The following is a 23,360-nucleotide window of genomic DNA, read 5'->3' on the forward strand; positions in this document are numbered from 1 at the left end:
CCGAGGTTCCCCTTATGACTCTGCGCAACCAGGTCCAGCTGATCGCTTATCCCGACCGGATGGGCACCAACCTGGCCGAGCTGTACGACATCGTCGACCGGCATTTTTCCAAGGCGATCGGCGGTATCCACATCCTGCCGCCGTACCCGTCGAACGCCGACGGTGGCTTCTCGCCGCTGACGCACAAGGAAATCGACCCTAAATACGGCAGCTGGGCCGACGTCGAGAAAATCTCGGCGCGTTTCGACCTCTGCCTCGACCTGACGCTCAACCACATCTCCGACGAGTCCGAGGAATTCAAGGACTTCGTCGCCCGTGGCTACGATTCCGAATACGCCGACCTCTTCGTGCACGTCGACCAGCTCGGCCCGATTTCGGCGGACGACCTGGCGCGCATCCACATCCGCAAGGAAAAGGAACCTTTCCGCGAAGTGGTCTTCGCCGACGGCAGCCGCGGCCGCGTCTGGTGCACCTTCACCGAACACCAGATCGACCTCAACTTCAGCTCGCCCAAAACCTATGCGCTGATGGAGGATTACATCAAGTTCCTCACCGCGCGCGGGGTCAAGCTGTTCCGCCTCGATGCGTTCGGCTACACCACCAAGAAAATCGGCACCAGCTGCTTCCTGGTCGAGCCCGACGTCTACGACATCCTCAAGTGGATCGACGGCGTCGCGCGCGAGAACGGCGCCGACACCTTGCCCGAGGTGCACGACCACGCCAGCTTCCAGTACGCCATCGCGCTGCACGGCATGCACCCCTACGGCTTCGCGCTGGCGCCGCTGCTGCTGTTTTCGCTGCTCGACGCCAACAGCACCTACCTCAAGCAGTGGCTGCGCATGTGTCCGCGCAACCAGCTCACCGTGCTCGACACCCACGACGGCATCTGTATCCCCGACGTCGAAGGCGTGCTACCCAAGGACAAGATCCAGGCGGTGATCGACAACGTCAGCCAGCGCTCGGCCGACCCCATCCTGCGCCGCTCCGCCGCCAACGTGCACAGCGTCGGCGCGATCTACCAGCTCACCTGCACCTATTACGATGCGCTGAAGCGCAACGACGACGCCTACATCGCCGCCCGCGCCATCCAGTTCTTCGCACCCGGCATCCCGCAGGTCTATTACGTCGGCCTGCTCGCCGGCAGCAACGATCTCGAACTGATGGAAAAAACCGGTGAACTGCGCGACATCAACCGCCACGCCTACAGCGCAGACGATGTCGCCGCGGCCGTGAAAACCCCTGTGGTGAAGCGGCTGCTCAAGCTGATGGAATTCCGCAGCAGCTACCCCGCGTTCGACGGCGTGTTCCACCTGATGTATTCGAACGAAAGCAGCGTTGCCATGTGCTGGCGCCACGGCGAACTGCGCTGCGAGCTGTTTGTCGACCTCAACTTCAAGAAGGCGACGATCAGCTACGTGGACGAGAAGTCGAAACGCTGGCTGAGCATGCGCTGCTAGGCGACCGCAGACGGCGGAGGACGCACCGCTTCGAGTGTCCTCCCGGCATAATCCGGTATTCGAATTCCTGCCGGTTTATCCCATGCGTCACCTGCCCCTGCTCCTGATTGCTGCGCTGCTGACAGCCTGCGCGGCGCCCGCTCCCGCGCCCAAGCCACCCGTCGCGGCGCCCGTCGCGGTGCAAAAACCGCCGCCCAAGATCGCGCTGGTGCTGGGCGGCGGCGCCGCGCGCGGGTTTGCGCATATCGGCGTGATCAAGTCGCTGGAGGCGCAGGGCATCGTGCCCGACATCGTGGTGGGCACCAGCGCGGGCGCGGTGGTGGGCGCACTCTATGCCTCGGGCATGAATGGCTTCGAACTGCAGAATCTGGCGCTGCAGATGAAGGAAGATCTGCTGGCGGACTGGACCCTGCCCAATCGGGGCGTGCTGAAGGGCGCGGCGCTGCAGGACTTCGTCAACCTGCACGTGAAGAACCAGCCGATCCAGAAATTCCCCAAGCCGCTGGGCGTGGTGGCCACCGATCTGCAAAGCGGCGAGCGCGTGCTCTTTCGCAGCGGCAACGCCGGCATGGCGGTGCGCGCGTCGAGTGCGGTGCCGGGCGTGTTCCAGCCGGTCGAGATCAATGGCCGCGATTTTGTGGACGGCGGACTCACGTCGCCGGTGCCGGCGCAGGCCGCGCGCAGCATGGGGGCGGATTTCGTCATCGCGGTGGACATTTCCAACGTCAGCCGTCGTGAGCGGCTCAGCGGCACGCTCGACGTGCTACTGCAGACCTTTGCCATCATGGGCCATACCCTGAGCAGCCACGAACTGAAGGATGCCGACGTCGTCGTCCGTCCGCAGACGGCCGCGGTCAGCCGCACCGATTTCGAAGGCCGCCACTTGGCCATTCTCGAAGGCGAAAAAGCCGCCGCCGCCATCATGCCGGAGCTGAAGGCCCGGCTTGCCCGGGCGCGGGCGCGCTGAACGCGGAGGCAAGCGCGCCCTGGCTCAGGCCTGCCAGACGCCGTATCCCGCTTCGCGGAAATCGATCGCCAGCTCCACTTCCAGCGCGCAGGCGTCGTCATACGAGGTCGGGTTGTAGAGTTCGTAGAGCTCGGGCAGCAGGCGCAGGCCGAAGGCCTGGACGTAGCGGTTGGATTGGATGCCGGCCTTGTGCTTGTCGAAGCGCACGTCGGGATCCAGTCCCGTCATGCCGACATAAAGACAAGGTTTGCCCGCGATGTAGTTGGGGTTGGCTTTTTTGAAGCGGGCTTCGTAGAGAACGTCTTTCGACAGTTCGATCACATAGACGTGGTAGTGGTTACGGCGTCCCATCGGTCCATTCAGGCAAGCAGGCGGTGTCGGCGCAGCTTACTGCGCCGACCGCCGCCTGCAAACCGCCGTCAGGCCACCCCGTGTTTCCTGAACCAGTCCTGCATCCGCTTCCAGCCGTCTTCGGCCGGCTCCTTGCGGTAGCTGGGCCGATAGTCGGCATGGAAAGCGTGGGGGGCATCGGGATAGAGATGGATGGCCGACGCCTTGCTGGACGGGTTGTCGGATTGCGCCAGTGCCGCCTGCATTTTCTCCACCGTGTCGTTCGGGATGCCGGCGTCCTGCCCGCCGTACAGCCCCAGCACCGGTCCGTTCAGTTTGTCTGCGACGTCGAGCGGATGCCGCGGCGTCATGTCGTTTACCGGGTTGGTCAGACGGCCGTACCACGCCACGCCGGCCTTCACCTTGGGGTTGTGCGCGGCATACAGCCAGGTGATGCGGCCCCCCCAGCAAAAGCCGGTGATGCCCAGCCGCTGGGTGTCGCCGCCGTTGGCCTGGGCCCAGGCCACGGTGGCGTCGAGGTCGGTCATGACCTGGCTGTCCGGCACTTTCGACACCACTTTGGAAAGGATTTCCGGGATTTCGCTGTACTGCCGCGGGTCGCCCTGGCGCGCATACAGCTCGGGCGCGATGGCCTGGTAGCCCAGCCTGGCGAGGCGGCGGCAGGTGTCCTTGATGTACTCGTGGACGCCGAAGATTTCCTGCACCACCAGAATCACCGGGAAATTCGACCCCTGCGCTGGTTGTGCGCGGTAGGCCGGCATGTTGCCGTCGGCGGTCGGCACCTGGATTTCGCCGGCCGTGAGGCCCGTGCTGTCGGTGGTGATGGCCGTCTGGGCGGCCACCGGCTGCACCGCCAGCGCAAAGCCCGCGCCCAGCGCGGTGACCAGAAAGCCGCGCCGGTTCATCGGCAGGGCAGGGGGAACAAGGCTGTTGAGTTCTGCAGTCAGGGCATCGGTTTCAGCATTCATCAGGGTCTCCTCTGGTATGGGGGGTGCAACGAATAGGCCGTGCCGGGACGGCTTGATTCTCGGACGCCAGAAGCCTGCCCGGGTTCGATTGTGCAGCCATCTTTATAGCGGATCCCAGCGGCACAGCGGCACAGCGGCACAGCGGCACAGCGGCACAGCGGCACAGCGGCACAGCGGCACAGCGGCACAGCGGCACAGCGGCACAGCGGCACAGCGGCACAGCGGCACAGCGGCACAGCGGGCAGGCGAGGGGGCTTTGGCCGGGCGGTGGGACGCTTTCCGGTTTGAGAATTAATTTCATTCTTGGTCTTAAACACAGTCTAAGATGGGAAATCGCGCACGCTTGCCAAAGGGAACGATGAACAAGACACCGCTTGAGCCGCCCTCAGGTCTGAAAGGCGAGACGCCCTACCATGACCGCGTCTCCAGCGGGGTGCGCGAACAGCGCTTCGCGCCCCTGTTCGATCTGATGATCCAGGGCTTTGTGCTGGCCGAGATCATCCGGGACGACGCGGGCCAGCCGTACGATTTTCGGGTGATCGAGGTCAACGAGGCGTGCGGTTTCCTGACCGGCTTCTACCCCGAGCAGGCCAACGGCAGACGCGGTCGGGAACTGATCCCCGATCTGGAGCCGCACTGGCTCGAGGCTTTTGTCCAGGTGGTGGAGAGCGGCGAGCCCGTGCGGATCGAGGACTATGTCGCAGGGATGGGCAAATGGTTCGAAGTCTTCGTCCACCGGACCGGGCATGACCAGTTTGCCTACCTGTTCATCGACGTCAGCGAGCGCAAGCGGGCCGAGCAGGCCGCGTCCGCGCAGTTCAAGCTGGCGGAAGCCGTCTTCACCAACAGCATCGCCCCCCTGGTCGTGCTGGACCGCGACTACAATTTCCTGCGGGTAAACGAAGCCTACGCCCGCACCTGCCGGCTGGACATCAGCGACTTTGCGGGACGCAACCACTTCGAGATGTACCCGTCCGACGCGAAGCTGATCTTCGACGAGGTGGTGCGGTCCAAACAGCCCGCCCGGACCTTCACTCAGGCATTCATATTCCCGGACCAGCCGGAGCGCGGCGTGACCTACTGGGACTGGACGCTGGTGCCGATCCTGGATCGCGACGGCGAGGTTGAACATCTCTTTTTATCCCTGCTGGACGTGACCGAACGCGAGGTGGCGGCCGATGCATTGCGCCAGAGCGAGACGCGCTACCGCCGGCAGGCAGCGGAACTGGAACTGATTTACCGCACCCTTCCCATCGGCCTGTGCGTGCTGGACACGGAGTTGCGCTACGTCCACATCAACGCCCGTCTGGCAGAGCTCAACCGCATTCCGGCCGAGACGCACCTGGGCAAGACGGTGCGGGAGCTGCTGCCGCAGGTGGCCGACCACGTCGAGCCGCTGCTGCGCCGGGTGCTGGAAACCGGCCTGCCGGTGATCGACTTCGAGGCCAGCGCTCCAGACACCGCAGGCGTGATGCGTCAGTGGGTCAGTCAGTACTGGCCGCTGAAGTCCAGCGACGGCACGGTATTCGGAATCAATACGGTAACGCAGGAGATCACCGATCGCCGCCGGCTGGAAGAGGCGCGCCGGCGTGAGCAGGAGTTTCGCAGCCTGGCGGAAAACTCGATGGACGTCATCGCCCGCTTCGACAAAGATCTGCGACGTATTTATGTGAACCCGGCGATCGAATCGATACTTGGCCGACCGCGGGCCGAACTCCTCGGCAAGACCCACCGCGAGATCGGCCTGCCGGAAGCGCTCGCCGAGACGCTTGATCGCCCACTTAAAGAGGTGTTCGCGACGGGGGAGCCGAGGACAGTGGAAATCGTCGTACCGACGCCGCGTGGCGACCGCTATCTCGATGCGCGACTCGTGCCGGAGTTCGGCTTTGACGGCGAGATCAGCACGGTGCTGACCATTACCCGCGACCTCACCCAGCGCAAAGAGGCCGAAGACGCGCTGCACGAAAGCGAGCAGAAATACCGCACACTGGTCGACAACTTGTACGAAGGCATCTGGCTCATCGACGACGCGGAGAAGACGACCTTCGTCAACGCACGGATGGCGGAATTGCTGGGCTATCCGTCCGACGAGATGCTGGGCAGAACGCTGTCCACTTTCGTCGACCCGCAGCACCTCGATGCGGCCAGGGACCACCTGCAATGGAGCAAGTCCGGCGCGCGCGCCGCCTATGAGCTCGAGTTCCGGCGCAAGGACGGTGAGGCGATCTGGGCCCGCGTAGCTACCGCTCCGCTTTTCGATGCCCACGGGCAGTATCGGGGCGCGCTGGCCGGGGTGGTCGACATCACCGAGCGCAAGCACGCGGAAGAGGCGCTGCATCGGCGTGAGCAGGAGTTTGCCGCGCTGGCTGAGCGTTCGCCCGACATCATCATGCGGGTGGATGCTGCGTTGCGCGTGCTTTACATCAACCCGGCGATCGAACGCATTACCGGCCAGGCCCGCGAATCCTTCATCGGCAAGACGCCGGCCGAATGCGAGTTGCCGCAGGCAGAAATTGACTTGCGCGTGCAGGCCGTGCGGAAGGTGTTCGACAGCGGCGAGGAGCAGGTCCTCGAGCACAAGAACTCCACGCTCACCGGGGATCGCTATTACCAGACCCGGCTGGTGCCGGAGTTCGGCGCCGACGGCACGGTGCAGCGGGTGCTGATGGTGTCGCGCGACATCGAGGAGTTGAAGCGGGCGCACGCGGCGCTGGAAGAGCTGGCCCTGGTGGATCCCCTGACCGGCGTCGCCAACCGTCGCTACCTGGAGCGCTTCGTCGGCATCGAATGGCTGCGCGAGGCGCGCAAACAGTTGCCGGTTGCCGCGATCATGATCGATATCGATCACTTCAAGGATTACAACGACCACTATGGTCACGCCCAGGGCGATGAATGCCTGCGGCAGGTGACGCGGACCCTGAAGGAGGCTCTGCACCGGCCTGCCGATACGCTGGTGCGCTACGGCGGGGAGGAATTCATTGTCCTGTTGCCGGAAAGCGACCTCGTCGCCGCACTGGACATCGCGGAACGCCTGCGCCACGCGGTGGAGTCGCACACGCTGTTCCACCTCGCTTCTCTGCTGGGCAGCCAGATCACCATCAGCCTCGGCGTCGCCGCGATGAATGCGCACGAAGGCGAGTTCGACGATCTGCTGGCGGAGGCCGATGCGGCGCTGTACCGGGCCAAGGAAAAAGGGCGCAACCGCGTCGAAACGAGCGCCTAGCCGATTGCCGCGTTCGGTGGGCGCCGGACCCTTGTCGCAGCCCGCTGCATCGGCGTCCGTTTCGGCGCTTCCCTGGCTGCACCGGCGGTCGCGCCTTCGCTGTCCGGCAAGGCGCCTGCGCGCAGACGTCGCCGAGCATGTGAAAGCGTGTGGAACCTTGCGCGCCCCTGGCCCCACCTAGAGTACTTGGGTCGGCCGACCTGCCAGAGGACTGCACACCATGAAACACGACAACCATCTATCAATGATCCGCGGTTTTCACCTCGCGGACTGGTTCACGCTGGGGAACGCCGCCTGCGGCGTGGGCGCGCTGTTTGCCGTGATCAGTTATGTGCAAAGCCAGGCGGTGCTGCACCTGTTGTTTGCCTGCGCGCTGATCCTGCTGGCGTTTGTATTCGATGTGTTCGATGGTCGCGTGGCGCGCTGGCGCCAGCAAACCTCCTTGCTCGGGCGCGAGCTGGATTCGCTCGCCGACATCATTTCCTTTGGCGTTGCGCCGGCGATCATCGCCTACGGCGCTGGCATGGACGGGCTGTGGGATCGGGTGATCCTGATCTACTTCGTTGCATGCGGCGTGAGCCGCCTGGCCCGCTACAACATCACCGCGGAGACGCTGGCGCAGGGCGGCGACAAGGTCCGCTACTTCGAGGGCACGCCGATCCCCAGTTCGCTGCTGCTGGTCGTCGTCATTGCCATTGCCGCGCTGAACGGCGCGATTGGCGACGCGCTCTGGTTTGGCATGATCCAGATTGGTCCGGGACAATTCCATCCGCTGGTGCTGATGTTTGCGGTATCCGGCTCGCTGATGATCAGCCGGACATTGCATATCCCCAAACTCTGAACGCGGCGCCCACGGTTGTGGAGCGGCCCGGCCGCGTGCGTCCAGACGCGCTTTTTCACCATGAGAAATTATTTCTCTTCCCCTTCGACAAGCCCGCCTTGTGGTGCAACATTAAAAGAAACCACGCGTGCAAAAGTGAGGAGCGTACAAGGTGGACTTGTCGAATCTGCTGATTCCGGCTGTACTGTTCTTTGCCCTGGGCTTCGTCGCCCAGATGGTCAGATCGGACCTCAAGTTTCCGCCGGAGCTTGCCAAGGCGTTATCGATCTATCTTCTCATCGGCATTGGCCTCAAGGGCGGCATCGAGCTGTCGCACGCCGACTTGGGCGACGCGCTCAACGCGGTGACGGCGGCGCTGGTGCTGGGCTTCAGCCTGCCGATTTTCGCCTACCTCATCCTGCTCGCCGGCCGCCTCGACAAGCTCAACGCCTCGGCGATCGCCGCGCACTACGGTTCGGTGAGCGCCGGTACCTTCCTCACCGCGATCGCCTACCTGAACGCGCAGGGGATCGCGTACGAGTCCTACCCGGTCATCATGCTGGCGATCATGGAATCGCCGGCGATCATCGTCGGCCTGATGCTGGCGCGATTTTCACGCGGTTCCGGGGCCGGCGAAGACGATGCGCGCGAGAACCACATGGGCGAGCTGCTGCGCGACGCCTTCACCAACGGCAGCGTCATGCTGCTGTTTGGCGCCATGGTTATCGGCCTGGTGGTGAAGCCTGACTCGCTGGCGACCATCACGCCGTTCTTCAGCACCCTGTTCATGGGCGTGCTCTCGTTGTTTCTGCTTGAGATGGGCATGGAAGCGGGCAAGCGAATTTCCGATTTCCGTCGCGCTGGCCTGTTCCTGGTGTCGTTTGGCGTGGTGATGCCGCTGATCGGCGCGGCCGCCGGGATCCTGGTCGGCCATTACTGGCTCGGCTTCAGCGAGGGCGGCGTGCTGCTGGTGGCGGTGCTGGGCGCGTCGGCCTCGTACATTGCGGTGCCGCCGGCGATGCGGCTCGCCATCCCCGAGGCCAACCCGTCTTTTTATCTGACGCTTTCACTGGGGGTGACCTTCCCCTTTAACGTGCTGGTCGGCATTCCGCTTTACCATTACATCATTGCCCGACTCGCCGCCTGATTGCCATGACCCAGCGCTATCCGATGAAACTCATCAATATCGTGGCCAACGCCACGCTCGAGGAACGATTGGTGGGCATCGCCGACAGACACGGGGCGTCGGGCTACACGGTACTGGATGCGCGTGGGGCGGGCAGTGCCGGTCTGCAGACCGGGGTGCTCGAAGGCGGGAGCAACATCCTGTTCATGCTGGCGGTTCCGGAATCCAGGCTCGACGAGGTGCTGGCCGATGTTGAACGCCTGATGAAGCGCGGCCACCACCTTGCCGCCTTCATCACCGACACCCAGGTGCTGCGGCCGGAGAAATTCAGCGCTTGAACGCCTGCGGTGCGAACAGCTGTTCCGCCTCGTCCATCACGAAATTGAGGAAGGCCTGCGCCACCGCCGAGAAGCGCTTGCCCTGGCGGTGCACCACATACCAGTGGCGGAGGATCGGGAATCCTTGCACGTCGAGGATCACCAGGCGCTTGAGCTCCAGCTCCATTTCGAGGGTGTGGACCGATACCACGCCGAGGCCGAGCCCGGCCTGCACCGCCTGCTTGATCGCTTCGTTGCTGCTCATTTCCATTGCCATGGTCAGCCGTGTGCCGGCTTCGTCGAAGAAGCGCTCGACAGCGATCCGTGTGCCCGAGCCGATCTCGCGGCTGATGAAGGCTTCTTGATTGAGACGCGCCAGTGGGATGTTGGACGCCTGCGCCAGCGTGTGACTGGGCGCGGCGATCACCACCAGCGGGTTCTCCATGAAGGGATGGGCCACAAGATCCGAGGGTTCGGGCGGACGGCCCATGATGGCGAGGTCCTTGTCGGTCTCGTGGAGCAGTTCGAGGATGTGCTCGCGGTTGCTGACGTCGAGACTGACCTTGACCTCGGGGTGGCGCTGGCAGAATGCCGCCAACAGGCGCGGGGCGAAATAGTTGGCGGTGCTGGCGATGGTGATGTTGAGCTGGCCGCGCCGCACCCCGCGCATTTCCTCGAGCTCCAGTTGCGCCTCCTGCACTTGGGCAAGGATGCTCTGGGCGTGGCTGTAGAGCGTGCGGCCGGCATCGGTCAGGTGGAGCTTTTTGCCGATCTGGTCAAACAGCGGCATGCCGGCCTGCCCCTCGAGCTGGCGGATCTGCATCGAGACGGCCGGCTGGGAGAGGTGAAGCGATTCCGCAGCGCGGGTGTATCCTCCCAACCGCGCCGCCGCCTCGAATACCTGCAATTGCCTAAGGGTAATGTGCATTCGATAATCATAACCTATGGTTATGGATTGCATCATTAATATGAATTGTTAATTATGCAATGGGGCGGATATGGTTACGGTCCGTCATGGTCATTGGGCCATGGACTGATAGAGGGAAGCTTTGAACAAGTCCTCTGATAACGGGGGTTTTGTTCAGGGTTTCCTGAGGGCCTGGCAATGCGCAGCGCGGCAGCCGGGTATTAAGGGTTTGGAATTTTTGTCTGAATCAGCAAGCTAAGGAGCAAATAATGGCAGTGAAGACCTATCAGGCCGGGGTAAAAGAATACCGGCAGACCTACTGGATGCCGGAATACACCCCGCTGGATACCGATATCCTGGCGTGTTTCAAGATCACCCCGCAGGCGGGCGTGGACCGCGAGGAAGCTGCTGCTGCTGTTGCTGCAGAATCGTCGACCGGTACCTGGACCACCGTGTGGACTGACCTGTTGACCGACATGGACTACTACAAGGGTCGCGCCTACCGCATCGAAGATGTGCCCGGCGACGACACCTGTTTCTACGCCTTCATCGCGTACCCGATCGACCTGTTCGAAGAGGGTTCGGTGGTCAACGTGTTCACCTCGCTGGTGGGTAACGTGTTCGGCTTCAAGGCCGTGCGCGCACTGCGTCTGGAAGACGTCCGCTTCCCGATCGCCTACGTCAAGACCTGTGGCGGTCCTCCGCTGGGTATTCAGGTCGAGCGTGACGTGATGAACAAGTACGGCCGTCCGCTGCTGGGCTGTACCATCAAACCGAAGCTGGGTCTGTCCGCCAAGAACTACGGCCGCGCCGTGTACGAGTGTTTGCGCGGTGGTCTGGACTTCACCAAGGACGACGAGAACATCAACTCGCAGCCCTTCATGCGCTGGCGTCAGCGTTTCGACTTCGTGCAGGAAGCCACGCTGAAGGCCGAGCAGGAAACCGGCGAGCGCAAGGGTCACTACCTGAACGTCACCGCTCCGACTCCGGAAGAGATGTACAAGCGTGCCGAGTACGCAAAAGAAATCGGCGCGCCGATCATCATGCACGACTACATCACCGGCGGCTTCTGTGCCAACACGGGCCTGGCCAACTGGTGTCGTGACAACGGCATGCTGCTGCACATTCACCGCGCCATGAACGCCGTGGTCGACCGTAACCCGCACCACGGTATCCACTTCCGCGTGTTGACCAAGATTCTGCGTCTGTCCGGTGGTGACCACCTGCACACCGGTACCGTCGTCGGCAAGCTGGAAGGCGACCGCGCTTCCACCCTCGGCTGGATCGACCTGCTGCGTGAATCCTTCATCCCGGAAGACCGCAGCCGCGGCATCTTCTTCGATCAGGACTGGGGTTCCATGCCCGGCGCGTTCGCAGTGGCGTCCGGCGGTATCCACGTCTGGCACATGCCCGCACTGGTCAACATCTTCGGCGACGATTCCGTGCTGCAGTTTGGCGGCGGTACGCTGGGCCACCCCTGGGGCAACGCTGCAGGTGCTTGCGCCAACCGCGTGGCACTTGAGGCTTGTGTGCAGGCGCGTAACGAAGGCCGTGATGTTGAGCGCGAAGGCAAGGAAATCCTTATTGCCGCTGCGGCCAACAGCCCCGAGCTCAAGATCGCCATGGAAACGTGGAAAGAGATCAAGTTCGAATTCGATACCGTCGACAAGCTGGACATCGCGAACAAGTAAGCAGGGATCAGGATTCAGGATTCAGGATTTAGGGAAAACTGGCGCGACCAAGCCGCGCTTCCCTGACCCCTGGTCCCCGACCCCTAGCCCCTAACATTTGAAAGGAAATAAATCATGGCTGTTCAAGTTTACAAAGCCGCGACCAAGTATGAGACCTTCTCCTATCTGCCGGTGATGACGGCTGATCAGGTCCGTCGCCAGATCGCTTACTGCATTAGCCAGGGTTGGAACCCGTCGGTTGAGCACACCGAAAAAGGCACCGCTGCTACCAGCAACTACTGGTACATGTGGAAGCTGCCCTTCTTTGGCGAGCAGTCGGTCGACGCCGTGCTGGCCGAGCTGGATGCCTGCCATCGCGAGTTCCCTGACCATCTGGTGCGTTTTGTCGCGTATGACAACTACGCGCAAAGCCAGGGCATGAATTTCGTTGTATATCGCTAAAAAGCGGATTGGCGGCGGTGTCTCGATACCGTCGCCCCTGCTGCGCCGCAGCATCTCAAGTTTTGTTTGCTGAGGTCGCGGTTGCGACTCCGATGAGCGCGGAGCCGCGACCTCAACAAACCCGTTAGATTCGAGGTAAGTGATGACACTAACCACCGACAGCACCGCCACAGCGAACCTCTCCGGCCGCGAGTTGGCATTGAAGCGTCGCAAGGCCATGGCCTTGCATGGCAAGGCCGGCGTGACCAAGACTGCGTCTGTGATGTCCAGTCGCCCCGCTGCAGCGCGCCAGGCGCCGCAAGCGGCGAGCAGCCCGGCCGCAAGCCAACCGAGTTCGGCGTCCGATGCCGCCATCATGGCCCAGGCTCGTGTCGCCGCTGCCAACAGCGGCCGCAGCGCCAGCCGTGCGCGGCGTGAAGCATTGAGCACGGCCGGCAAGGCCGCGCTCAAGCCGACGGTATCGCAGCCCAGCGGCCGCGTGCGTCCCAAGGCGCAAACGGGGTCGGGCGTGTCCTATGCCGCCAGCGCGGCGTCCGAGTCGGTTGCCAAAGGTTGCGGCTGTGGCTGCAACGGTACAAAAGGCGGCTGTGGCGCTACCCAGGCTGCCGCATCGGTGATGCCGGCTGCGGTCGTGTCGTCCGCCTCGGACATACCGAAAAAATCGAGCCTGCCGACCGGCCGTGCCCTGGCGCAGGCGCGTCGCGCCGCGTTGTCGCAGGACGGCAAAGCCGGCCTGAAGCGCGTGGCCCAGGCTACCAAGATTGCGTCTTCGATGCCCGGCCAGGACTGGCAGGCAGCTATCATCAAGGGCGCGACAGGCCGACAGAAGGCCATGCAGCGCCGTCTGGTCCAGTCGCTCGCGGGCAGCACCAAGCCCGCCAAGGAAAGCAGCCGTCCGGCGGGTCGCATGCGCGCTTTCCTTGCCACGCCGGCAGGGACGGTTCCGCCCAAGGTCGAGGAAGGCCATACCCTGGCCGGCCACGAAGTGACCGGAACCATGGTCGAGCGCAGCAAAAAAGTGACGGGCAACGAGCCGGGTTCGTGCCGCGCCGTGACCGGGACCGAGTACGTCGGCAAGGAGCAGTACGAGATTCTGTGCAACACGCGGCCCGCTCCGGCGCCGACCAAGGTTGGCGTCAGCCATACGCTGGGCGAGCGCAAGGTCACCGGCACCGAAGTCGGCCGCGCCGCCAATATGACTGGCAATGAGCCTGGCAATTGTCGCGGGATCACCGGTACGGAGTATCTGGCCGCCGAGCGTTACGACGAAATGTGTCCCGCCCGCCCTGCACCGGCGCCCACGAAAATCGGTTTTGCCGAGACGCCCAAGGGCAAAGTGGTGACCGGTACCTCGGTGCTGCGTGCTGAGGGCGTCACCGGCAACGAGCCGGGTTCGGACCGCACCATCACGGGGACGGATTACGCTGTCTCGCGCCTGCGCGATACCGCGCCGGAAAAAGTTGTGGTCAGTCACACTGCCGCGGGCAAGCCGGTCACCGGCACCGCCCTCGGTCACACCAGCAAGCTGACGGGTGACGAGAGCGGCAGTTGCCGCGCCGTGACCGGTACCGAATACATGGCCCAGGAGCAGTTCTCGGCAGTCTGCAACACGACTGCACCGGAATCGCCCCGCAAGGTCAGCGTGATGTCGTCGCGCGGCAACCAGCCGGTATCCGGCACCGAAGTCGGCCGCTCGAGCAAGGTCACGGGCGACGAGCCCGGTTCCTGCCGCAACATTTCGGGCTCGCAGTACTACACGTCGGAAAGTTTCGGCGCGCTCTGCGATACCGCTTCGCCGCAAAAGGTTGCAACCATGCGTACGCTGTCGGGCCGGTCTTTGACCGGCACGGAGGTCGGCCGCAGCCCAAAAGTGTCCGGTGACGAGATGGGGGGGTGCAAGCCCGTCACCGGTACGGAATATATCGGAGCAGACCAGCAACAAGCGGTCTGCGCCGTGAGCACCCCAGTTGCGCCCGTGGCCAAGGTCGCGGTCGACCAGACCTGGCGTGGCCAGTCCGTTACCGGCTCCTACGTCGGTCGCTCGGGCCGTGTCACCGGCGATGAGTCGGGTGGCTGTTCGCCGATCAGCGGCACGCCTTATATCGGTCGTGGCCAGTTCAACGGTTTTTGCGAGGCACCCGCGCTGCAGGCGCAGGAAGCGCTCATCCGGACCAGCGCACTGATCCCGGCAACAGCCGTGACCGGTGACCGTCCCGGTTCGGGCGGCTCGGTGATGACTGGTGACGCTCGGGGTGCCTGCGAAGTCATCAGCGGTACGCCTTACATCGGCGTCGACAACGCAACTTCACAGTGTGCGACCAGCGGACGTTTTGTTGCACGGGGTCGCACGCAGGTCGAAATGTCGCGTCCGCCTGCGCCGCAGAATTTCAGCATCAGCACGCCGGCACGCGTCGCGCAGCAGAAGCAGTTCAATGACGTCACCGGTTCGGCTTACAGCAGCGAGCGCATCACCGGCCCCGTCAACAAGGCGGGCGGCTTGATTACCGGCACGCCGGAGTTCCGTCATCGTGATGCCACGGACTCGCAGGCGGTGATCGCCCTGCAGCAGGCGGCGACCGAAGTCGCCCTGTCGGCGGCGCAGCGCCTCACCGGCGAAGGCAGTCAGGCCGGCCGCTCGGTTACGGGCGACGCCTGGAGTGCGTTGAGCAAGGTGACCGGCACCGAAGGCTCCTCGAGCCTGTCGCGTAATCCTTCGGCACGCGGCGAGCCGCGCGGCATGGGGATGAACGCCCTGCGCTTCCGCGATGAAGTGGCCGAGGCTCCCGTCCCCGCAGTGCCGGACAGCCGCATTACGGGTTCGGCGGGCAACACGGGCAAGGGTTCGCTGGTGACGCTCTCGGGCGGTGCGCGCGGCTAAGGATTGAACAGTGAATACGCGTAAACGCCTCGCTGCCATGCACTCTGCCGGATATCTCCGGCAGGGCGAGGAGTCGTCCGCGAATCAGGCGTGCGTCATCGCATCGGGCCAGCGCTGCGAGCATGCACTGGTCGACCCGGAGCTGAACCGTCGACTGTACACGTATGAAAAGCAGGTGCGCGGGCGCTTTGCGCCTATCGTCGATACGCTGAAGGCGTTGTCGGCCTTCCAGCACGAGATGGATTTTGAGTCGCGCGCGCAGCGCGTGGCGCAGGACAAGCTCGGTTACGGCTTGCCTCAGGAACTGCTGGAGAACGCCTGGGTGAACGGACTCGATCTGCGGGCCCTGCATTCCTACTGCATTTTTCGCAGTTTCAAAGAGTGCATCGATATGGCCGAATCCGATCAGCAGCCGTGGCGTGAGCGGATGCTGATCGACGCCGAATTTATCCGCTCGTGCGGCTATCACACGATTGATGTCAGCCCCTGTGCCGACGGCCGCCTGCAGGGTCTGCTGCCCTTCGTGTTCCGCATGGCACCAAACGATGCGGTGTATGTCAAGGCGTATGCCGGCGCGCTGTTTGATGTCGAGGGCGATGTGGCCGACTGGACGCATCGTGAACTGGAGCGCCTTGCCGGTTTCATGCCGGGTGGCGAATCCGGAAATTACCTGAAGATCGCGGTGTATCACTACAGCACATCCAATCCCTGCCAGCAGGGCTGTGCGGCGCACGGCAGCAATGATGCGCTAGCGACGCAGGAAGCCGCCGATCGCCTCGCCGAACTGCGCGCGGCCATCGAGAACACCTACGGACGCGGCGCGGCACCGGACACGCTGTTGATCGGGATGGATACCGATACCGATGCGATCCGTGTGCACCTGCCCGACAGCGAGAGCGGTAACTGCCCGATGCGTTTTGTCGAGAGCGCGCAGCTCTTCCGCGACACGCTGGGGATGGACGCGCAAAGCGCGCGCAGTGCGATTGAAGCGGCGGTTGTGCGCGCCGAGAACAGCTGCGGGCTGCAGCCGGGAATGCGCAAGCTGATCGTGCGTCTGCTGGAATCCAATCTGTCGCAGATCGAGTATGTGATCCACCATCACGAAGGGCGCTATTCGGTCATCGGCCATGACGAGGCATTCATCTGCGCCGGCGAAGCCACGAACTATGTGCAGCTACGCAACAAGTACTACTACGCCCATCTCGATACGGTCGAGGAAGGTGCGCCCGACATGGATGTCGGCATCAAGATTTTTAGCGGCCTGAATGTGCATCGCGGCTTGGCAGTACCGGTGCTGGTGCATTTCCATTATTCGTCGCGCGTGCCGGGTTCGCGTGAACGTACGGTGTCACGGTGTCGGCGCGTCAAGGCCGCAATCCAGGGACGCTACCGGAATCTGCATGAACAGGGTTTGCTGTATTGCCAGATGGCGGTCAGCGACCGCCAGGGAAGCGAACGCTGCACGTTTATCGAGGACCTTGCCGGGCAAGCAGGGCACTAGGATGTTGAATCATCTAAGCAGGATTATGAAGGTGGTCGCATGAGGATTATGAAAGTCGAAAAAACGCTGGTATCGACGAACCGAATCAATGGATTCGGTCACCGTCCGCTGCTGGTGGTGCAGGAAAAAGACGGCGGCACGCGGAGTGTCGCGGTGGACGCCGTGGGGTGTATTCCCGGCGACTGGGTGATCTGTGTGGGTTCATCGGCAGCGCGCGAAGCCGCGGGCAGCAAGGAGTTCCCGTCCGACCTGACGATCGTCGGCATCATCGATCACTGGACCGCGGACAACGTCTGACGGAGCGGATTGATGGAGATCATGCGCGTCAAGGATGAACTGGTATGTACTCGCCGGGTGCCGGGTCTGAAGACCGCCTCGCTGCGCGTACTGGAAAGCCAGTCCGGCGGCTTGATGGTGGCGTCCGACCCGGTCGGCGTGCCGATCGGCAAGTGGGTATTTACCGCAAGCGGCAGCGCAGCGCGGTGGGCAATGCCCGACCCGGACGTGGCCACGGATCTGACGATCTGCGGAATCATTGACAACTGGGATGTTTAAGGTTTTGGAGTAGGGGCAAGGGAAGACGCGACGACGCGATTGCCCTTGGAATTTTGCAGTAAGAATTTCATTTTCAACTTGGTGATAAAGGAGTAACAAAATGGCTGAATATATGGGTGTTGCACTGGGCATGATCGAGACCCGTGGTCTGGTTCCCGCAATCGAAGCGGCTGACGCCATGACCAAGGCTGCCGAAGTGCGCCTGATCGGTCGTCAGTTCGTGGGTGGTGGTTATGTGACCGTGCTGGTGCGCGGCGAGACCGGCGCGGTCAACGCTGCCGTTCGCGCGGGTGCCGATGCATGCGAGCGTGTGGGCGATGGCCTGGTGGCTGCTCACATCATCGCGCGCGTGCACAGCGAAGTGGAAGGCATTCTGCCGACCGCGCTGAGCGCCTGATCGTAGTTAATTCGTAGCAAGCATTAAATTTAGGAGATATGGAATGGCTAGCGTGACTGGTATTGCTCTTGGCATGATTGAAACTCGTGGTCTGGTTCCCGCGATTGAAGCGGCTGACGCCATGACCAAGGCCGCAGAAGTGCGCCTGATCGGCCGTCAGTTCGTCGGTGGTGGTTATGTGACCGTGCTGGTGCGCGGCGAGACCGGCGCGGTCAACGCTGCCGTTCGCGCGGGTGCCGACGCATGCGAGCGTGTGGGTGATGGCCTGGTGGCTGCTCACATCATCGCGCGTGTGCACAGCGAAGTGGAAGGCATCCTGCCGACCGCGCCCGACGCCTGAGTTTTTGTCAGGCCGGACGTCTTGTTCAGCAATAAAAGTATTGGAGAATTCTCATGGCTATCGTGAGCGGTGTTGCCCTTGGCATGATTGAAACCCGTGGTCTGGTCCCCGCGATTGAAGCGGCCGACGCAATGACCAAGGCGGCTGAAGTCCGTCTGGTGGGTCGTCAGTTCGTGGGTGGGGGTTATGTGACCGTGCTGGTGCGCGGCGAGACCGGTGCGGTAAACGCTGCCGTTCGCGCTGGAGCCGATGCCTGCGAGCGCGTGGGTGATGGCCTGGTGGCTGCGCACATCATTGCTCGTGTGCACAGCGAAGTCGAAGGCATTCTGCCGTCTGCGCCCGACGCAGCCGGTGGCGGTCGCGACGGCGAAATCACCTCGACCCGCAGCTAATCCCTCCGACGGATGAGCGTGGATCCTCGCACCCTGGGCTGGCTGTCGCGTGCGCTGACGCATGAGATGGCCGCGGTCCAGCAGTATCTTGCGCAAAGCGTGTTGGCGCGCCTGTGGGGCGACTATGCGTTGTCGTCGCAGTTGCGGCGCGAAGCCGTTGAGGAGTTGCAGCACGCCGAACGTTTGATGGAGCGACTGATCGTCCTCGGCATTGCACCGTCGGCGGGCAATTTGCCCCCGGCGCGGCTGGGCCGTACCGTCGACGAGATGCTGGCGGCCGATCGGGTGCTCGAGGTCGACGCTGTCCGGCTCTACGAGCAGGCGGTGTCGCATGCCGAGCGGATGCGCGATGCAGACTGTGCCGCTTTGCTCAAAGGCATCCTTGCGGAGGAGATCGCGCATGTGCGGGAACTCGACGGCATGCGCCAGGGCCAACATCATGGCTGAGGTGCCGCAGGGCTGGGAAGCGCGCGGCAAGCCGCCAATTCTGACTCGGCGGTTTGTTTTCGACGGCTATGGGGCGACGCGCGCGTTTCTCGACGCGCTCGCGGCACTATCCGAGAAGACCGGGCAGCATCCGCAGAACATCAATTTCGCCAGCACCTATGTGAACATCACATTGGAGTCGGGTGAAAAAGGTGAGTTGGGCGCGGCCGAACTCGACCTTGCCGAAAAGATCAATGCACTGTATCTGCAACCGGAAGGCTGAGCATGGCAACCCATATCATTGCTGTCATCAACCAGAAGGGCGGCGCGGGTAAGACCACGCTCTCGATGAACCTGGCGGCCGGACTGGCCCAGCGCGATGAGACGCTGGTGCTGGACCTTGATCCGCAGGCGTCTTCGCGTCAGTGGGCCAGCCTCGGGAGTGCGCCGTTCCCGGCTACAGTGAAGCAGATCAATGGCAAGTGGGACGCCAAGAGTCTGCACCAGAACTACAAGGCATACCGGCATCTTGTGCTCGATTGCCCACCGTCGCTGGAAAGCCACGCCTCGCTGCAAGCCTTGCGTGCCTGCGATGTGGCGCTGATTCCGGTGCTGCCTTCACCGATCGACCTGTGGGCCAGCCTGCGTTTGCCGCAGGAGATCGAGGAAGCGAAGAAAACCAACAAGCGACTTAAAGCTTATCTGGTGCTGAACCAGCTTGAGCCGAAAAGCGCCTTATCCGCGGCGATGCATGATGCCATCGCAGAATTTGGCATTCCGGTGCTCGACACCGGTATACGCCGCCGCGCCATTTATCGCAGTGCTGCACTCGAAGGCGTGTCGGTGTATCAGCTTGGGAGCCGGGGTGCACCGGCGGCAGCTGAGATCGAAGCCATCATTAATGAGGTGATCGCATCATGACAAACTTGAAAGACAAACTGTCCGCCAGCGTACGTCAAGCCAAGGCCGCGCAAACGCCCGCCGTCAAGACGGCTGCCGCCAAACCCGCCGCTGCGAAGTCGGCCCCCGCAAAGAAGGCTGCGCCGAAGAAGCGTGTGCCGCGGAAGGCCGCCGCCAAGCCCGCTGCCAGCAAGCCCGCGCCCGCAACCAGCACGAGCAAAGCCGCGACGAAGCCGACCCCGGCGAAGCCAAAGGCCACCCCCTCAAGCGGCAGCCGCACTCGCGAGCAAAACGCGGCCGGAGCGGGCGTTCCGAACAGCGGCAATGTTTTGTTTCCGGACCGTGTCTGGCCGGACTGAGTCCAATTTTTGCAGGTAATCCGTCATGCGTAATGACCCGTTTTTTCGCACCTACTCGCCGCGCCAGGAAGCCATGTCGCGCGTTTCCCAATCCCAGCAGGAGGCCATGACGCGCCCCGCTTCGACCGGGACCGTGTCCGAGCTCATGGATCAGTACATCGTGCGCGAGGAGCCCTACTATCGTACGGTCGCCGACGAAGTCGAACTGTATGAGGCCGCTTATTCGGTTCGTATGCCGATGATGCTGAAAGGCCCGACCGGCTGCGGCAAAACCCGCTTCGTCGAATACATGGCGTGGAAGCTGAAAAAGCCGCTGATTACCGTCGCCTGTAACGAGGACATGACCGCGTCGGATCTCGTCGGCCGCTACCTGCTGGATGCCAACGGCACGCGTTGGCAGGATGGTCCGCTGGCGGTGGCTGCGCGTCACGGCGCGATCTGCTATCTGGATGAAGTGGTCGAGGCGCGCCAGGACACCATCGTGGTGATCCACCCCCTGACCGACGCGCGCCGCCAGTTGCCGCTGGAAAAGAAGGGTGAGCTCGTCGAAGCGCATCCCGACTTCCAGATTGTGATCTCGTACAACCCCGGCTATCAGTCGCTGATGAAGGACCTGAAGCAGTCGACCAAGCAGCGTTTCGGTGGTCTGGATTTCAATTATCCCGAGCATGAAGTCGAGGCCGAGATCGTGGCCCACGAGTCGGGGGTGTCGATCGACGTGGCCAAAAACCTGGTCCACATCGGTGAACGCGCGCGCAACCTCAAGGGCCATGGCCTCGATGAAGGTTTGTCGACGCGGATGCTGATTTATGCAGGCTCGCTGATCACCAAGGGCGTCGCTCCACTGGCAGCCTGTCGCGTCGCACTGGTGCGCCCGATTACGGACGACCCCGACATGCGCGACGCCCTCGATTCCGCCGTCACTACGTACTTCTAATCCGTTACGCGACGCTGGCTCGCCCAGCGTCGCGTTGCCGAACCGACTTTCATGGCCATCCATCTAGAAGAGTACCAACAGGTTCTCGATGACCTGCCGACGGACGCGCAGGACGTTTTGCGCGCCTCCTGGAACGAGGCGGCGCGGATGTTCTCGTCCCGCGGGCTGGATAACTACCTGAAAGGGGCGGTCGCACTACACAATCTGGGTCGCGGCGAGGAAATTGTCGTCACCTACATCCAGGAAATGCCGGAAGTCAGTCGCGCCATTGGCGAGGATGTGCTGCCCGATATCGTCAATTTCCTGATGGCCATGGCGTCGAAAACCTCTGGCCAGGTACTGACGCTGATCGTGGCCACCGCGCCGCTTGCCGCCCAGCGCCTCGGGGACGAGCACCTGTTTCGCGCCTATCTCAACGTGCTCGAAATCGTGCTGGCGCAAGCACCGCGCGGGCTCCGCCCGATGCTGGAAAACCTGGAACGACTGCTGTCGCAATTGACGCTAGGCGGTCTGCGCCGCTGGGTACAGTGGGGTGCGCAGGCATACAAGGCAGATTTTGACGGACAGGTCGGCTACTTCTCTCTCGCCACGCCTGATTCGATGGGCGTGCTTCAGCAGCAGCGCAAAGGCACGCTATTCGTTGACGTTCAGCGTCGCCTGAACATCTATATGCGCGCCATGTGGGGAAGGGATTTCTTTCTGCGCCCGACCTCAGGCGATTACGAAGTCCGTGAAGGCCTGAAGCCCTACATCGAGCGCTTCGTCATTTATATCGCCGACGCTTTCGATGACTACAAGCCGTTTGGCGACGACACGCCCGACGAAGCCCGGGTGTCAGGCCTGGAAATTTACCGAGCCGCGGCCAACCATTGTGCGGCGCACCTTGTGCACACCGGCGCGCCGCTGTCGATGCAGATGCTCAACACCACGCAGATGGCGATTATCGAGGCCATCGAAGACGCTCGCGTGGAAGAACTCGCCTGCCGGGACTTTCCCAACATGCGCGCGTCGTGGCTGGCATTGCATCCGCCGCTGGACACCAGCGAGCCGCAGTCCGTGGGCGATCTGTTGAACCGTCTGGCGCGTGCGCTGCTTGACCTGGATTCGAACGACCCGCATCCGTGGGTGCAGGAAGGGGTGCGGCTGTTCCGTGCGGAGACCGATCTGTCTTCCAATCAGGTGAGCTGGAATATCGGGGTCGAACTTGCCCATGCGCTGGCCCAGTTCCCATTGCCGGAGTTCAACGTCCGAACCGATGGGTTGCGCGCGATCTATCGCGACGACAACCGCACGGTGTGGGAGTCGGAGGAATACGACGAAGCCGAGGCGCTGGAAGCGACCTGGGGCGGCAATCAGGTGCGCAAGAAAGTCTCGCTGATGGAGATGGTCAACGAGGTCAACAACGAATACGCAGGCGACGACGCAGAAGAAATCTGGGTCCTGGAAACGCCGTTCTATCTCGACCAGGAAGGCGTGACAATCAACGAACTCGAAGGGCGCCCTCCGATTTCGGAGCCCTACCATTATCACGAGTGGGATTACCAGATCCAGCTTGAGCGGCCGAGCTGGGCCACCGTGCTGGAGCGTCATCCGCCGCTGGGCGAACTGGAGGTGATCGAGAAGATCATCACCGACAACAAGCCGGTGATCTCGCGTCTGAAGTATCTGATCGAGTCGATGATCCCGCAGGCCATGCAGCGCATTCGCCGTCAGGAAGACGGGGATGAACTCGACATCAACGCCGCAGTCAGCGCCATGATCGACATCCGCATGGGCATCCAGCCCGATACCCGCATCATGATGCGCTACAAGCGCAACGTGCGTGATCTTGCGGTGATGGTGCTGCTCGACATGTCGGAGTCGTCCAACGACAAGGTGCGCGGTCAGGACTACAGCATCATGGACCTGACGCGTTCGGCGACGGTCTTGCTGGCCGATGCGCTCGATCGCATAGGCGATCCGTTCGCATTGCACGGCTTTTGCTCGGATGGTCGTCACGACGTCCACTACTACCGTTTCAAGGACTTCGACAAGCCCTACAATGACTTGGTGAAGGCACGCCTCGCCGGGCTGAAGGGCTCGTATTCCACCCGCATGGGCGCGGCGCTGCGCCATGCCGGGGCGCAACTCAAATTGCAGCCGAAAAGCAAGAAGGTTCTGTTCGTCATCACCGATGGCGAACCGGCCGACAACGACGTGCGCGATCCGCAGTACCTACGCTTCGATACCAAGCGCGCGGTCGAGGAACTGCAACGCGACGGCATCACCACCTATGCGCTATCACTCGACCCGCACGCCGACCAGTATGTGTCCCGCATCTTCGGCGCAAAGAATTTCACCGTACTCGACCAGGTCGAGCGTCTGCCTGAAAAGCTCCCGATGCTCTACATGGGGCTGACCCGATAAT

24 protein-coding genes are annotated in these 23,360 nt (G+C 62.8%); 21 read left to right on the plus strand and 3 right to left on the minus strand.

Going from position 1 to position 23,360, the window contains the following annotated elements:
* Positions 1-14: 14 nt before the first annotated feature.
* Both gtfA and Q8R61_RS10390 read left to right on the plus strand, forming a co-directional pair.
* A complete protein-coding gene (gene gtfA / locus Q8R61_RS10385; RefSeq protein ID WP_305536910.1) occupies positions 15-1,457 on the plus strand; it encodes a sucrose phosphorylase in 1,443 nt (480 codons plus the stop codon).
* Between the two features lie 82 nt (positions 1,458-1,539).
* Entirely contained in the window at positions 1,540-2,424 is an 885-nt protein-coding gene (locus Q8R61_RS10390) for a patatin-like phospholipase family protein (RefSeq protein ID WP_305536912.1), read from the plus strand.
* Between the two features lie 24 nt (positions 2,425-2,448).
* Here the strand turns inward: Q8R61_RS10390 and Q8R61_RS10395 are convergent, their stop codons facing one another.
* Both Q8R61_RS10395 and Q8R61_RS10400 read right to left on the minus strand, forming a co-directional pair.
* Positions 2,449-2,775, minus strand: a complete 327-nt coding sequence (locus tag Q8R61_RS10395) for a hypothetical protein (protein ID WP_305536914.1) — start codon at positions 2,773-2,775, stop codon at positions 2,449-2,451.
* A gap of 68 nt (positions 2,776-2,843) precedes the next feature.
* Positions 2,844-3,743, minus strand: a complete 900-nt coding sequence (locus Q8R61_RS10400) for a dienelactone hydrolase family protein (protein ID WP_305536916.1) — start codon at positions 3,741-3,743, stop codon at positions 2,844-2,846.
* Between the two features lie 358 nt (positions 3,744-4,101).
* On the opposite strand from Q8R61_RS10400, the gene Q8R61_RS10405 reads away from it, so the two are divergent.
* The 4 genes from Q8R61_RS10405 (at position 4,102) to Q8R61_RS10420 (ending at position 9,250) form a co-directional block, all read left to right on the plus strand.
* A complete protein-coding gene (locus tag Q8R61_RS10405; protein WP_305536918.1) occupies positions 4,102-6,966 on the plus strand; it encodes a PAS domain-containing protein in 2,865 nt (954 codons plus the stop codon).
* A gap of 220 nt (positions 6,967-7,186) precedes the next feature.
* Positions 7,187-7,807, plus strand: coding sequence for a CDP-diacylglycerol--serine O-phosphatidyltransferase (gene pssA / locus Q8R61_RS10410; protein ID WP_305536920.1), 621 nt, complete (start codon positions 7,187-7,189; stop codon positions 7,805-7,807).
* Positions 7,808-7,958: 151 nt separating this feature from the next.
* Complete coding sequence (locus tag Q8R61_RS10415) at positions 7,959-8,933, plus strand: sodium-dependent bicarbonate transport family permease (protein ID WP_305536922.1); 975 nt, start codon at positions 7,959-7,961, stop codon at positions 8,931-8,933.
* A 23-nt stretch (positions 8,934-8,956) separates the two neighbouring features.
* Positions 8,957-9,250 (plus strand): P-II family nitrogen regulator, encoded by a 294-nt coding sequence (locus Q8R61_RS10420; RefSeq protein WP_305536924.1) that lies wholly within the window; start codon positions 8,957-8,959, stop codon positions 9,248-9,250.
* Here Q8R61_RS10420 and Q8R61_RS10425 read toward each other — a convergent pair.
* Positions 9,240-10,157 carry a LysR family transcriptional regulator gene (locus Q8R61_RS10425; RefSeq protein WP_305536926.1) on the minus strand — a complete coding sequence of 306 codons (918 nt, stop codon included), beginning with the start codon at positions 10,155-10,157 and terminating at the stop codon, positions 9,240-9,242. The genes Q8R61_RS10420 and Q8R61_RS10425 overlap by 11 nt on opposite strands.
* Positions 10,158-10,405: 248 nt before the next feature.
* Here Q8R61_RS10425 and Q8R61_RS10430 point away from each other — a divergent pair, with 248 nt between their 5' ends.
* The 15 genes from Q8R61_RS10430 (at position 10,406) to Q8R61_RS10500 (ending at position 23,359) form a co-directional block, all read left to right on the plus strand.
* Complete coding sequence (locus Q8R61_RS10430; RefSeq protein ID WP_305536928.1) at positions 10,406-11,827, plus strand: form I ribulose bisphosphate carboxylase large subunit; 1,422 nt, start codon at positions 10,406-10,408, stop codon at positions 11,825-11,827.
* Positions 11,828-11,941: 114 nt separating this feature from the next.
* Complete coding sequence (locus tag Q8R61_RS10435) at positions 11,942-12,268, plus strand: ribulose bisphosphate carboxylase small subunit (RefSeq protein WP_305536930.1); 327 nt, start codon at positions 11,942-11,944, stop codon at positions 12,266-12,268.
* A 142-nt stretch (positions 12,269-12,410) separates the two neighbouring features.
* Complete coding sequence (locus Q8R61_RS10440) at positions 12,411-15,146, plus strand: CsoS2 family carboxysome shell protein (RefSeq protein ID WP_305536932.1); 2,736 nt, start codon at positions 12,411-12,413, stop codon at positions 15,144-15,146.
* A 10-nt stretch (positions 15,147-15,156) separates the two neighbouring features.
* Positions 15,157-16,647 carry a carboxysome shell carbonic anhydrase gene (locus Q8R61_RS10445; protein ID WP_305536934.1) on the plus strand — a complete coding sequence of 497 codons (1,491 nt, stop codon included), beginning with the start codon at positions 15,157-15,159 and terminating at the stop codon, positions 16,645-16,647.
* A 39-nt stretch (positions 16,648-16,686) separates the two neighbouring features.
* The gene (locus Q8R61_RS10450) at positions 16,687-16,944 is read left to right on the plus strand and encodes a carboxysome peptide A (RefSeq protein WP_305536937.1); all 258 of its coding nucleotides are present in this window, start codon (positions 16,687-16,689) and stop codon (positions 16,942-16,944) included.
* Between the two features lie 12 nt (positions 16,945-16,956).
* Positions 16,957-17,202: a carboxysome peptide B gene (locus Q8R61_RS10455; protein WP_305536939.1), complete on the plus strand. Its 246-nt coding sequence runs from the start codon at positions 16,957-16,959 to the stop codon at positions 17,200-17,202.
* A 100-nt stretch (positions 17,203-17,302) separates the two neighbouring features.
* The gene (locus tag Q8R61_RS10460) at positions 17,303-17,599 is read left to right on the plus strand and encodes a BMC domain-containing protein (protein WP_305536941.1); all 297 of its coding nucleotides are present in this window, start codon (positions 17,303-17,305) and stop codon (positions 17,597-17,599) included.
* 43 nt (positions 17,600-17,642) lie between these two features.
* The gene (locus Q8R61_RS10465; RefSeq protein ID WP_305536943.1) at positions 17,643-17,939 is read left to right on the plus strand and encodes a BMC domain-containing protein; all 297 of its coding nucleotides are present in this window, start codon (positions 17,643-17,645) and stop codon (positions 17,937-17,939) included.
* A 53-nt stretch (positions 17,940-17,992) separates the two neighbouring features.
* Positions 17,993-18,331, plus strand: a complete 339-nt coding sequence (locus tag Q8R61_RS10470; protein ID WP_305536945.1) for a BMC domain-containing protein — start codon at positions 17,993-17,995, stop codon at positions 18,329-18,331.
* Positions 18,332-18,343: 12 nt separating this feature from the next.
* A complete protein-coding gene (locus tag Q8R61_RS10475; protein ID WP_305536947.1) occupies positions 18,344-18,778 on the plus strand; it encodes a bacterioferritin in 435 nt (144 codons plus the stop codon).
* On the plus strand, positions 18,771-19,040 hold the full coding sequence (locus tag Q8R61_RS10480; RefSeq protein WP_305536949.1) for a 4a-hydroxytetrahydrobiopterin dehydratase: 270 nt from the start codon (positions 18,771-18,773) through the stop codon (positions 19,038-19,040). Before Q8R61_RS10475 ends, Q8R61_RS10480 begins: the two co-directional genes overlap by 8 nt.
* A gap of 2 nt (positions 19,041-19,042) precedes the next feature.
* A complete protein-coding gene (gene parA, locus Q8R61_RS10485; protein WP_305536951.1) occupies positions 19,043-19,678 on the plus strand; it encodes a ParA family partition ATPase in 636 nt (211 codons plus the stop codon).
* Entirely contained in the window at positions 19,675-20,016 is a 342-nt protein-coding gene (locus tag Q8R61_RS10490) for a hypothetical protein (protein WP_305536953.1), read from the plus strand. Before parA ends, Q8R61_RS10490 begins: the two co-directional genes overlap by 4 nt.
* A 106-nt stretch (positions 20,017-20,122) precedes the next feature.
* The gene (locus Q8R61_RS10495; protein ID WP_371133603.1) at positions 20,123-20,953 is read left to right on the plus strand and encodes a CbbQ/NirQ/NorQ/GpvN family protein; all 831 of its coding nucleotides are present in this window, start codon (positions 20,123-20,125) and stop codon (positions 20,951-20,953) included.
* 51 nt (positions 20,954-21,004) lie between these two features.
* Positions 21,005-23,359 carry a nitric oxide reductase activation protein NorD gene (locus tag Q8R61_RS10500; RefSeq protein ID WP_305536954.1) on the plus strand — a complete coding sequence of 785 codons (2,355 nt, stop codon included), beginning with the start codon at positions 21,005-21,007 and terminating at the stop codon, positions 23,357-23,359.
* Position 23,360: the final 1 nt, after the last annotated feature.

Source organism: Thiobacillus sp., assembly GCF_030696885.1.
In the GTDB taxonomy this organism is placed as follows: Bacteria; Pseudomonadota; Gammaproteobacteria; order Burkholderiales; family Thiobacillaceae; genus Thiobacillus.